The sequence below is a fragment of the Candidatus Babeliales bacterium genome (assembly GCA_041660205.1).
Lineage (GTDB): Bacteria > Babelota > Babeliae > Babelales > Chromulinivoraceae > JACPFN01.
On the sequence record JBAZWT010000002.1, the window covers coordinates 98,063 to 110,900 of the forward strand.

11 protein-coding genes are annotated in these 12,838 nt (G+C 38.8%); 4 read left to right on the top strand and 7 right to left on the bottom strand.

Going from position 1 to position 12,838, the window contains the following annotated elements; genetic code table 11:
* Positions 1-5: 5 nt before the first annotated feature.
* Entirely contained in the window at positions 6-2,453 is a 2,448-nt protein-coding gene (gene leuS, locus WC747_01225) for a leucine--tRNA ligase (protein MFA5998624.1), read from the bottom strand.
* Positions 2,454-2,577: 124 nt separating this feature from the next.
* On the opposite strand from leuS, the gene WC747_01230 reads away from it, so the two are divergent.
* Positions 2,578-3,267 (top strand): hypothetical protein, encoded by a 690-nt coding sequence (locus tag WC747_01230; protein MFA5998625.1) that lies wholly within the window; start codon positions 2,578-2,580, stop codon positions 3,265-3,267.
* A gap of 59 nt (positions 3,268-3,326) precedes the next feature.
* Here the strand turns inward: WC747_01230 and WC747_01235 are convergent, their stop codons facing one another.
* The 3 genes from WC747_01235 to WC747_01245 form a co-directional block, all read right to left on the bottom strand.
* Complete coding sequence (locus WC747_01235) at positions 3,327-3,632, bottom strand: hypothetical protein (protein ID MFA5998626.1); 306 nt, start codon at positions 3,630-3,632, stop codon at positions 3,327-3,329.
* An 86-nt stretch (positions 3,633-3,718) separates the two neighbouring features.
* Positions 3,719-4,258 (bottom strand): hypothetical protein, encoded by a 540-nt coding sequence (locus WC747_01240; protein MFA5998627.1) that lies wholly within the window; start codon positions 4,256-4,258, stop codon positions 3,719-3,721.
* Between the two features lie 85 nt (positions 4,259-4,343).
* Positions 4,344-4,502 carry a hypothetical protein gene (locus WC747_01245; protein MFA5998628.1) on the bottom strand — a complete coding sequence of 53 codons (159 nt, stop codon included), beginning with the start codon at positions 4,500-4,502 and terminating at the stop codon, positions 4,344-4,346.
* A gap of 226 nt (positions 4,503-4,728) precedes the next feature.
* Here WC747_01245 and WC747_01250 point away from each other — a divergent pair, with 226 nt between their 5' ends.
* Both WC747_01250 and WC747_01255 read left to right on the top strand, forming a co-directional pair.
* Positions 4,729-5,508 carry a hypothetical protein gene (locus WC747_01250; GenBank protein ID MFA5998629.1) on the top strand — a complete coding sequence of 260 codons (780 nt, stop codon included), beginning with the start codon at positions 4,729-4,731 and terminating at the stop codon, positions 5,506-5,508.
* Positions 5,493-6,383, top strand: coding sequence for a hypothetical protein (locus WC747_01255; GenBank protein MFA5998630.1), 891 nt, complete (start codon positions 5,493-5,495; stop codon positions 6,381-6,383). The genes WC747_01250 and WC747_01255 overlap by 16 nt, the downstream gene beginning before the upstream one ends.
* Before the next feature lie 21 nt (positions 6,384-6,404).
* Here WC747_01255 and WC747_01260 read toward each other — a convergent pair whose 3' ends face one another.
* Both WC747_01260 and WC747_01265 read right to left on the bottom strand, forming a co-directional pair.
* The gene (locus WC747_01260; GenBank protein MFA5998631.1) at positions 6,405-7,397 is read right to left on the bottom strand and encodes a ribonucleotide-diphosphate reductase subunit beta; all 993 of its coding nucleotides are present in this window, start codon (positions 7,395-7,397) and stop codon (positions 6,405-6,407) included.
* Between the two features lie 94 nt (positions 7,398-7,491).
* Positions 7,492-10,077 carry a ribonucleoside-diphosphate reductase subunit alpha gene (locus tag WC747_01265; protein ID MFA5998632.1) on the bottom strand — a complete coding sequence of 862 codons (2,586 nt, stop codon included), beginning with the start codon at positions 10,075-10,077 and terminating at the stop codon, positions 7,492-7,494.
* 395 nt (positions 10,078-10,472) lie between these two features.
* On the opposite strand from WC747_01265, the gene WC747_01270 reads away from it, so the two are divergent.
* Positions 10,473-10,940: a thioredoxin family protein gene (locus tag WC747_01270; protein ID MFA5998633.1), complete on the top strand. Its 468-nt coding sequence runs from the start codon at positions 10,473-10,475 to the stop codon at positions 10,938-10,940.
* 144 nt (positions 10,941-11,084) lie between these two features.
* Here WC747_01270 and WC747_01275 read toward each other — a convergent pair.
* Positions 11,085-12,838, bottom strand: a 1,754-nt coding sequence (locus WC747_01275; GenBank protein MFA5998634.1) for a sodium-translocating pyrophosphatase, incomplete at its 5' end; no start/stop codon positions are given.

Sequence of the window (12,838 nt, forward strand, 5' to 3'; positions counted from 1 at the left end):
ATTCCTCATGATTTCACTACAAAATTAACAGTACGATCTTTAATGAAAATAATTTTCACGACCTGTTTTTCTTCAAGCCATTTTGCAACTATTTCTTGAGCCTGAGCTTGAATTTTTTCTTGCTCAGTTTCTTTTACAACAGTAAACGTACCACGCAATTTTCCATTGATCTGCACTGCGTACGTGACTTCATTGATCACAAGGAGTGAAGAATCATACGTTGGCCACGTGCACTGCGTTAAATCTTTGCCAAAAATATTTTGCAAAAGTTCGCATGCAGCGTGTGGTGCAAAAATAGAAAACAAGGTCAAAACAGTTTGCATTGAATTCTTGCTCATTTTCATACCGCTTTTCATGGACTGATTGTTCCATTCCATGAAGGAGGCAAGCGCTGTATTCGGTTTAAAGACAGCAAGTCGCTGTTGAACTTCTTTGATCAAAAGATGCAAGCATCTGGTAACTTCAGGGTTCTCAGTTTCACTACCGGAAAGCATAGTCTCTGGATTTGAAACATAGGTAATAAATCGATTTGCAAAACGTTTGATACCTTCAATTCCTTCATCTTGCCACTGGCAATCAAGCTCTGGTGGTCCCATAAAAAGCATGTACATTCGAAGCACATCTGAACCATAGACACTAACAATATCATCAGGATTCACTACGTTACCCTTAGATTTTGACATTTTTTCTACAGCTCCAGATTTTTCTGAAAGTTTGCAAACCATTCCTTGGTTAAACAAATGCGTAAATGGCTCATCAAACGGAACATAGCCTGCATCATGCAAAAATTTAATATAAAAACGTGAGTACAAAAGATGCAAGATTGCATGTTCTACACCACCAACGTATAAATCGACAGGAAGCCAGTATTGTAAATCTTTTTGAGAAAATGGTTCGTCTGCTAAATCTGGATTTGGATACCGTAAAAAGTACCAGCATGAACCTGCCCATTGCGGCATCGTGTTTGTTTCACGTTTGCCCGGGCCCTTACATTGTGGACATGTTGTGTTAACCCAATCAGTAATTCCTTCAAGAGGTGACTGGCCTGTTCCTGTTGGCTCGTAACGCTCAACTTCTGGTAAAGTTACCGGCAATTGATCTTCTGGCACAGCTACAACGCCACAGCTTTGACAATGCACCAAAGGAATTGGCTCACCCCAATAACGTTGTCTTGAAAAAACCCAATCACGCAAACGATAGTTTACTTTTTCACGAGCTAGGCCACCCGCAATCAAATAATCCATCAAAGCTTGTCTGCTTTCACCAGCGTTTTTATTTTCAAACGGTGTTGGCTGCAAAAGTATTCCATTGACCATATCGGTGAAGCAAACTTCTTGAGCTTCGACTTGTTTTCGCAGCTCAGGATCTTGTGGAACCAGTCCAACTTTAAGTGAAATGTTATATTTTTTTGCGAAAGCAAAATCACGTTCATCATGAGCAGAACATTTTACAATTCCAGTACCGTAATCTGCCAAGGTGTAACTTGCAACCCAGATCGGCAAATCGCCATTTCCTAAAGGATCAACAATATAACGTCCGGTAAAAATACCTTCGACTTGCGCATCATCATATTTTTTTTCAAGACGCTTAGCTACGATCTCACTGCACATTTTTTCAATTTCTTGTCTATTTGCTACGTCTTTGATCAATGTTGCAAGCAACGGATGATCAGGAGCGATAGCAACAAACGTATCTGCATAACACGCTTCAAAGTGTGCTGAAAATGTTTCAAGACTTACATTCATATCTTTAACAGGAGATGAGAAAAGTAAACCAGTGCTTTTTCCAATCCAGTTTTTTTGCATCAATTTTACTTTTTCTGGCCAATCAAGTTTATCAAGACCCTGAAGTAATTTTTCTGCATACTGAGTAATTTTTAAAACCCATTGGCGAACTTTTTTAGGCTCAACGTGTGATCCACAACGTTCACATCCACCATTGACCACTTCTTCATTTGCAAGACCAGTCAGGCAAGAAGGACACCAGTTAATGTCTGACATCGTTTCATACGCAAGACCGCGTTTAAACATCTGAACAAAAATCCACTGCGTCCATTTGTAATAATTCGGATCGGTTGTATTTAATTCTTTTGACCAATCATAAATTGCGCCAATTTGCTTAAGTTGCTCTTTAAACGTTGCGATATTTTTATCGGTTGCTGCTTTTGGATGTTTACCTTCTTTGATCGCTGCATTTTCTGCAGGAAGTCCAAACGCATCCCAACCCATAGGGTGCAGCACATTGTAGCCTTGTAAGACTTTCATCCGCGCATACACATCGGAGAGTACGTAACCTCGCCAGTGACCAACATGCAGACCTGATCCGGATGGATAAGGAAACATATCCAAACAATAATATTTTTTTCCTGTGTTTTTTAGATCCACAACACCATAGGGTTGCTTACTCCAGTGGGCTTGCCACTTTTTTTCAACATCTTTAAAGTCGTATGACATGTCAGACCTTTTGCGGTTACAGTACGTTTTTCACCAATACTTTTTAAGTATACTAAGGTATCGTAAAATCACAAAAATATTGATTTTCAGTCCGTTACAGCTTAAGGTAAATATTTCAAAAGCGATGGAAAAAAGAGCAGTAAGCAATACATCATTTCACGGCAAACAAAGGACTCGCATGCAAAATCCTCAAATACAATCAGGGCACATACAACCGGTTCATCTCGATGAAGATATTTTAGTCATACGTCGGTCAGTTCTTTTTGAAAACACTCCTGCGTGGTATGGAATCAACACGCAAGCTTTTGATACATGTATGAATTCTATACAAGATCATATAGCCTTCATTCCACGATCACACGCAGAAACAAACCCTGCATACAAACAGATTATTCCTTACATAATTTTCACATTCGATCAAAAAATATTTGTCATGCAAAGAAAAGCAACAGCTTCAGAACAAAGACTTGCTAGTAAATATTCTCTTGGCATCGGAGGCCATGTGCGCCACGAAGACATCACCGATGGCGATATTTTCAAGTGGGCACAGCGAGAATTTCAAGAAGAAGTAGAGTACTCTGGGTCGCAAGAAATGAGCAAGGTAGGCATTTTAAACGACGATACGAGCGACGTTGGAAAAGTACATCTTGGCATGGTACTTTTGATCAAAGGAAATTCAGAACTTATTTCCATCAAAGATGAACATAAGAGTGGCATGCTGCTTTCTTTAGATGAGTGCTTGGCGCTTGCTCCACAGATGGAAGCATGGAGCCAGATCTGTCTAGAATTTATAAAACAAACAAAATTGATTTAAAAATGTTAAGGGCTCGTAGTAAACGAGCCCTTTTTAATATTAATGTCTTTGGTTGTATGCTATTTGCAACCACAGCTACCGCTTTTATCGCAACCACATGTGCATCCGCCACCACATTTAAATAAACGACTAATCACATAAAAAACTACTAAAGCTAAAACACCAAGCACAATGTACTGTGTCATTGGTGATAGGTTGTACCAACGAGCCATAACCACATCACGCCATCCCATTTCTGCTTTGCTTGGCAAAGACTCAACTTCTTGCAAAAATTCTTCGCTAAATGATTCTGGAGCCGGAGCCAATTCTTCTGAAGCACGCATTACGATTGAACTTGATAACACTGAAAGTAATAATTTTTTCATACTTGAACCTTTTTTAAAGAGAAAACACAAGATGAAATCATTGTATTCATGAATTTAAAAAAGTGTCAAAAATTTATAGTCCCATTTTAGTTTACGATAAATTTTACATCCTCATGCGCAACGAGTCGATAATCACCTTTTAAGCCAATTTTAATACCTATAGATCCCATTTTGCCTTTTGCTACTGCGTACCGTACATGTACTTTTGACGACTCTGCAACCTGAGGAAATTGCAACCACATCGAAATGTAAAACGGTCCTTCATACCCTTCTTCAATAGTACCACTTGCAAAACCGCCATCCTGGATATACACCGGCAAAAAAGAACCTTTGCAGCATTTTAAAACTAAAGCAGCTCGTCCAGAAAGACTTAAAGACTTTTGACATTCATAAACTGATTGAGGAAAAATAATTCCGTGAGCAGAGTCAGCTCCATAAAAAAGCTGGAATTCTAAATTCTCCGTTTCGTTTTCTATTGAAATTAAATTCAAACGAGCAGTGTCGCCGGGCATAGACGATAGAACAAGGGTTTCGGCTTGAGTGTCAAACACACACCCAAACAAACAAACCATAAAAAAAATCAGTGCTGAAACAATCAATTTTGTTGTGACAAATTTTGAGCTCATAAAAAATCCCCCTTTTTGGTCTTCATACGCTTTACAGTACGGTACTAAAAAAGAGGATGTTTTTACAACTTATTGCTTCAGTTACTTACTTTTTATTTCGCCCAGTCCACAAATCGGTGAAATGATTTCTTACGCGAGAAATAACGTCTTTCATTTTTTTGATCCCACGAGATGTCATACAATGACGGCAGCCTTTTACGCGATCTATCATCGGACGCATATGACCTTGTCTCCAATCTTTCATACAATTCTCCCTGTCTTCGCTTTCAGCTTCGTCAGGCTGGCGCCCTTTTGGCTGATGCTTTTGTTAAAATAAGATATTTCTACGATATCTAACTCTAAAACTAAAAATCAACTGTTTGCCAAGAAATTTGCATTATATGTTTCTTTATTTTTTGTTAAACTGAGCTTTATAACTTTTAAAATCAAAACTTTTAAAACCCAAAAATGTTCGTTAAAAAATAAATAACATGCAGCAACAAAATCTCATTACTCAGCATCATGCACATCTATGGGTCAGCGACCAACAAACTCTGTTCGAGCAATTTGTCAGTCAATTGCAAAACATTGTATGTCCTAACTTATATCAAAATAAAGGCTGCGGCTCATGCACACTCTGTGTGCAAATTGCGCAAAAACAACATCCGACGGCAACATGGATAGAGCCAGAAGGCTCTTACACCCTTGAAGATATTGATCAAGTCTTAGACTGCGCACGATTCACGCTGGATCAAAATGAAAAACGTTTTTTTATTTTTACCAACGCTCAAGAATTAACTCCTGCATGCAGCAATCGCTTACTCAAAACTATTGAAGAGCCTCACAAAGGGTATTATTTTATTTTTATGGCTAGCAGAACTGACAATATCTTGCCAACGCTTGCCTCTCGCTGCTTTTTCAAACAATTTTCAGAGCAAAATATTTCACATGGTTACCAGGAAATCATGGAACCTTTTATCAGTTCGTCATTTCATAATCCCGTAGGATTTATGAAAAACATTGAACGACTTGCTATTAAAGAACATGAAACACGCGACATAGTTGATCTTTTACTTCAATATTTTCACGGGCAATTAACCACTGTTCACGGGCAACAACAATTTAATCCTGCAACCATGCTGGCCATTACGGATAAAATAATTTTAATTAAACAAGCCCTTGTGCAGCTTCCAATTTCAGGAAGCAGTAAGCTTTTCTGGAAAAATATGTACATGGCTTTTCATCAACAAGCCCTATGCTTAAAAAAATAATCTCTCAAACCTCGAAATGGCTTTACTCATTTCTTGAACTGCAGCTCGTCATCTCGCTTATGTCTTTGCCTTTGCTCACGCATTGGGGACTTCCTGTTTCTTACATGAGCCCATTGGCTAATTTAATATTTACGCCACTTTTAATACTTTTTTTATGGGTCTCTTGTTTGTTTTCAGTGTTTGCCCTTCTCCACCTTCCATGCTCATGGTTTGTACACCTGCTTGATAAAATTACAGGCCTTTGGCACTTCATACTTTCTTTTGCCAGACCAGAGTGGCTCATAGGATTTTCCTATCAGACGTTGTGGATTTCGTTGCTGTTTTGTTTTCTTGTGTTCGTTTTATACACCTACATCAAACCAACGACCAAACAAGCAGTTTGTACCCTATTTATTTTTTGGCTTATTTTGATTGGCGCTCGCTACTACATGCAAAAAAACCTCTATCAAAAAGTTGGCAATTTGCCCCTTTGCGCACTGCGCATCAATGGTAAAGTATATTTGATCGATCATGGCGCTTTGTGCAGCAAGCAAAATTTTTATAGCAACATCGATTATACGATTTTACCAGAACTGATTAAGTCAACCGGTATCACGTCAATTGATACTCTGGTGCTGTGCAAACCAAGCAAACGCCTGGCAAAAATAGTTCACCAATTTGCTATGCAAACAAACGTGCAAACGATTATGGTTACTACCAAATCAAAAGGCTTTAAAGAAATGTCAGATATGTTTCAAGATAGCTCGGTTAACGTTTTGCCGTTAATTCCAAAGAAAAAAATAGTCCCAAAGAAAAAAATTAAAAAGCCTGTTGCTAAAAATGTGAAAAAAAAGGCCCTGACACATAAGCCAGAGCCCTTTTTGAGTTCATTTTAAAAATCAATTATCATTCAAGAATTACCATTCAAGCGAACCACCTGATTGATACTCAGTTACGCGTGTTTCAAAGAAGTTTTTTTCTTTGCTTAAGTCTGTAGCTTCAGACATCCATAAAAATGGATTTGGCGTGTGATAAACCTTAGGTAGACCTAAACGCAGAAGTCTACGATCTGCAATGTATTGAACGTAGTCACAAAACTGGCTGCTTGAAATTCCCAAGAGTCCATCTGGGCATGCTTGAACTGCGTATGCTGTTTCAAGCGTAACTGCATGTTTAATGAGGTCGACAATCTCTTGTTGGAATGCTGGTGTCCAAACTTCAGGATTTTCTTGGATAATCGTAGAAATCAAATCACATCCGAAAGCAAGATGTATGCTTTCATCACGCATGATGTATTCAAATTGCTCGCCAATCCCAACCATTTTTTGATGACGTTTAAGTGAAAGCATCATCGCAAAGCCAGCATAGAAGAATATACCTTCCATGATGACATAAAAACCAATCAAGTCTCTTAAAAACATTTGCGTCGTGTTGGTATCAACAATCTCAAAGTTTCCATCTAAAATAGACTTAGTCAAACCGACAACAAATTCATCTTTAGCCTTGATCACATCGACCGTTTCATACATTGAATAAATCATATCAGGATCCAATCCCAAAGAATCACAGCAATAAATAAACGTATCGGTATGAACAGCCTCCTCAAAAGCCTGGCGCAATAAGTATTGGCGGCATTCTGGATTGGTTACATGCTTATACAGGGCAAGCACAATGTTATTTGCCGTCAATGATTCTGCCGTTGCAAAAAAACCAAGATTTAAAAGTATTAATTCTCGTTCTTTTGCAGAAATTACACCTGGCGATTTCCACTGCTCAACGTCGAGCTGCATAGAAACTTCTTCTGGTGTCCAATTATTTGCAACACCATTTTTATAGAAGGTGCGAGCCCACAAATACTTCATAGGCAGTATTTTATTAGGATCCGTTTTTTTATCTTTGATGATTGACATGATTTATAGTTCTTTCGTTTTTTCTCGGACCTCGGCATAGTTAAAAGCAGCTTGCCCGCCATAGCCAAAGGCGACGGCTGGGAAGCCGGGTCATTTATTGGCAAGATTCACAGTCAGGATTTTCAAGGCTACATGCTTTTGGAGCAATATCCATATCAATTGCCATGTCCTGATCTGCTTGATCAACTGCAGACACTTGTGTCACAGACACTTGTATCGCAGACACTTGTATCGCAGACATTTGTGTCGCAGACATTTGTGTCGCAGACACATCTTTTTCATTATTTCTTTTTTGTGTGAATCCATACTTTTCAGCATCAAGTGTGGATTTTTCTACCTGACTTGCGCCAAGTGATCGTAAATAATACATAGTTTTTACGCCACATTTCCATGCATAGACATAAAGGTCATGTAGTAGTTTTCCAGATGTACCCTGAACAAATACGTTATGAGATTGGCTTTGATCGATCCATTTACCGCGAGAAGCTGTCATTTTAATCATCCACATCGGATCAATTTCAAACGATGTTTTATATTTATCTTTGAGGTGTTTTGGAATCGTAGCAATAGCCTGAACGCTTCCATCATAATATTTCAACTGATCACGCATCTCCTCATTCCATAGTCCTAATTTCTTCAAATCATCGACTAAGAAACTATTTGCAACCGTAAAATCACCGCTTGAATTTGATTTAGCATACAAATTCTTGTAAATCGGCTCAATACACGGAAAGCAACCAGAAATGTTTGAAATCGTTGCTGTTGGAGCTACTGCCATCGTGTTTGAGTTGCGCATTCCATACTTTTTAACTTGATCACGAACAATAGACCAATCTTTGGTCACCACGCCAAATCGCTCAATAGGCAATTGACGCTCTTTTTCCAAAAGATCTAAAGTATCCATTGGTAAAATTCCACGATCCCACTTAGAACCTTTGTATGAAGAGTAAGTACCGCGTTCTTTTGCAAGTTGCGATGACGTTAAAATTGCATAGTAAGAAATAAGCTCAGTTAAAAGATCAGAATCTGCAAGCGCTTTTTCTGACTGGAATGGAGTGTCAAGCTTGTAAAGTGCATCTTGAAGTCCCATTATACCAAGTCCGATAGGACGATGACGGAAGTTTGAAACTTGCCCTTCTTTAACTGGATAAAAGTTAATATCAATAACATTATCAAGCATGCGTATCGCAATTTCTACCGTTTGGGCTAAAAGAGGCTCGTTAATTTTACCATTTTGAATAAATTGACCTAAATTAATCGATCCCAAATTACACACAGCTGTCTCTTCTCTGCTTGTGTTCAAAGTAATTTCAGTGCACAAGTTTGAACTGTGAACCACGCCCACATGATCTTGTGGCGATCGAACGTTACAAGAATCTTTAAATGTTGGCCAAGGATGTCCAGTTTCAAAAAGTCGTGTTAAATGTTTACGCCATAAAGCTTTTGCAGAAACAACTTTAAAGAGTCTAACTTTACCTTCTTGAGCTTTCTTTTCATACTCAACATATTTTTCATCAAACGCATGACCATACAGCTCATGAAGCTCGGGAGTTTCATCTGGTGAAAACAACGTCCACGATTCATCGTTTAAAATACGCTTCATGAAAAGATCTGGAATCCACGCAGCAGTATTCATATCATGAGCACGTCGACGATCGTCGCCCGTATTTCTTTTCAAGTCTAAAAATTCTTCAAAATCATAATGCCACGTTTCCATGTAGGCAACGACTGCGCCACGACGGCTACCACTTCGGTTGATTGCAGCTGTCGTATCATTAGCAACTTTCATAAATGGAATTGTTCCCTGGCTTGCAACGTCAATTGACTGAATCAAGGCACCAGTTGCACGAAGAGCAGACCAATCATTAGCCACACCACCAGACCATTTTGACATCTGAGCATTATCGCCAATACATTTGAAAATATGAGCCAAGTCGTCATCGATGAACGTAAGATAACAAGAACTTAACTGCGCACGTTTAAGCCCAGAATGCAAAAGAGTTGGCGTAGACGGAACAAATAAAAGTTGAGACATAATGTCATAGAACTCTATAGCTTTGCCATTTTTGTCTTTTTCTAGAAGAGCAAGACCCATAGCAATTCGCATCCAAAAAGCTTGTGGCAACTCAAATGATTTACCTTCATGTTTTTTAAAATAGCGAGAATGCAGTGTTTTCAAACCTAGATATTGAAAAAGATTATCCCGAGATGAATCGATATATTGCGCCAAATAATCTAAATCAAAATCCAACATACGTTTGTCAAACTTATCAGTCTGCACACCAAGCTGAATGCCTGAAATAAAAGATTTTTTATAATCCGCAGCGTTAATATTTTCAGGCCAATAACCAACCACATCATGATACAAATGACGAAGAAGCAATCGCGATGCTACAAAACTATACGCATTATCGAGTTCAATAAATTGAACGGTCGAAAGAATCAATAAATTTTCTATTTCCGACATCGTGATGCCATCAAAAAGATTCTTTTTTACCTGTGCAATAATTTTTTCAACAACTATGTCAGCTTCAAAGCCTTTGATAGATCCAGTAAACATTTGACGAATGTCGAGCAAGCTGTATTGCGCCGTAACCCCATCAATGTTTTTTATTAAAAACTGAAAATCAGCCAAAGACTCATAATTGCCTTGCAATGAATGTAATGTCCGATTATTCACACCAAACTCCGGTTAGAATTACATATAGAATCAATATTTATCAGTAAACACTTAGACTAGCTACATCTTCCTTTTTTATAGATAGATTATGAGCGACCCTGTAAAAAACCTGATAGATCAGCGATTTTTTGCAAGAATGTCCTGATAGCGTAACACACCACAACGGATAATCAAGCAAAAAATTTAGATATATTTCAGAGAAAAACCTTTCTTTTTTTTAAAAATATGACTCGCTTGACATTTTCTACAAGAAAAGATTCTGGAGCCCTTTTTGGGCGTGATCAATGAGCCAGTCAAGCCAAAAACAAAGCTGTAAGCTAAACCGTTTGTTGACTATTAAAGTCAGTTTTTGTTAGCCTACTAGTAAGCATATTAAAAAAATGGAGGTTTTTATCATGCAAACAAATAAATTGTTTATTTTCTTACTGTCAATTTCACTAGCTCAGAACTTAACATATCTTAACGGGCACGCCACAACTGTGCCCAATCCTGTCGGAGAGATCACATCTGAAGATAAACTGCACGCTGCGCTTACTAGCTCAACGCCTACATTGGTGATGGGTTATATGAGCAACTGTCCACATTGCAACACGCTCAAGCCAATGTATGAAAAGTTAGCGCTTCAACATCGATCAATAGATTTTTTAAAAGTAAACGGTCCACAGCATAAAATGCACACGCATGTGGCGCAATTGACCAATGGCGATAAAAGAATTCCTGGATACCCATCTATAGCGTTTGTTAACAATGGTGTCGTCACTGACGTTTTAATCGGTGGAAACAAAAACAAACTAGAGTCTATGATTGCTGATTTTGAAAAAGATTTAAAATCTGATTGGAAAAAAATTAAAAAACATTTATAAAAAATCTCTAACAAAAAAGAAAATCCTCGGGGTTCCAGCCTTCGCAAAGAACAGCTTCGGCGGACACGGCAATTCCGAGAATTACGTTAAAAAAAATCCCCGGGGTCAATTCCGGGGATTTTTTTATGCAATTTTAATAAACGACTATGACACTAATAAAAGCGCCACAATAGCCATTAATTTCACCAAAATATTTAAAGCTGGACCAGAAGTATCTTTAAACGGGTCTCCAACCATATCGCCGATAACTGCAGCTTTATGAGTGTCAGAACCTTTTCCGCCTAAATTACCTTTTTCAATATATTTTTTAGCATTATCCCAAGCGCCGCCGCCATTAGCCATCATAAGCGCAAGAAGGATACCAACAACTGTTGATCCTACTAGCATACCACCAAGTGCATGTACGCCTAGCAAATAATAAACTATCATAGGACTAACGATTCCCAGGAGGCCAGGCGCAACCATCTCTCTTAGGGCTGCTTTCGTTGCAATTGAAATACATTGCTCGTAGTCAGGTTCAGCAGTACCTTCCATAATTCCTGGAATGTCTCTAAACTGACGACGAACTTCAAACACCATTTTCAAAGCTGCTTGGCTTACTGAACGCATAGTCATCGATGAAACCAAGAAAGGAATTATGCCACCGATAAAGATGCCAACAAGAACTTTTGGTTGAAGCACATCAAGCTGTGCAATGTGAGCTGCTTTTGCAAATGCACTAAAAAGAGCAATTGCTGTCATAAGCGCAGAACCGATTGCAAAACCTTTACCGATTGCTGCTGTCGTGTTACCTAAAGCATCAAGTCCATCAGTGATATCTCGCACTGGTTTTCCAAATCCTGACATTTCAGCAATACCACCAGCGTTATCCGCAATTGGACCATATGCATCTACTGTCATTGAAATTCCAACGGTTGCAATCATAGCAACTGCTGAAAGAGCAATTCCATACAATCCACCGCCGTATGTAAACGAAGTTAAAATACTTGCACTAATCAAAATGGTAGGAAGAGCTGTTGATTCCATACCAACAGACAAACCATAGATAATATTTGTTGCTGCACCTGATTGTGCACTTTCTGCGATTTTACGAACTGGGCTCATGCCTGTGTAATATTCTGTCACAAGACCAATTGCAATACCAGAAACACAGCCAACTACTGACGCAATAAAGAAACACATATCAATGCCAAACATTGACATGTAAGCGTAAGCACCAGCCAAGAAGAATACGATTGCAACATAGGTTGAATTGCGAAGAAGAGCTGCTGGTGATTGTTTAATAAACAAACCAAATAAAATTCCAAACACTGAAGCTATCAGACCGATTGCTGAAAGAACTAGAGGAAGCGTCATGTATGCAACGCCCATATTCATGCTTGTTGCAAGAAGCAAACAAGAAATCATACCACCAATGTACGACTCGTAAATATCAGCACCCATACCTGCTGTATCACCAACGCAGTCACCAACGTTGTCAGCAATAACTGCCGGATTTCTAGGGTCATCTTCCGGAATACCAGCTTCAACTTTTCCAACTAAATCTGCACCAACGTCAGCTGACTTGGTGTAAATTCCACCGCCAACGCGAGCGAAAAATGCAACTAAGCTCGTACCAGCTGCAAAAGCTGTAATAATTTGAGCGAAATTTGAATTATCAAAAAAGAAATAAAACAGGATGGTTAAGCCAAGAAGTCCGCAGCTTGCAACCGCAAATCCCATAACTCCGCCACCAAAAAATGCTACTAAGAGCGCAGCGCGTTCGCCGCTATCTTTTGCCGCACATGCTGTACGCACGTTTGCTTCAGTTGCTGCACGCATTCCTAAGAATCCTGCAACCATAGAAAGCAGAGCACTGCTCATAAAAACCATAGGAACTATTGAATTTTTTGTAAACA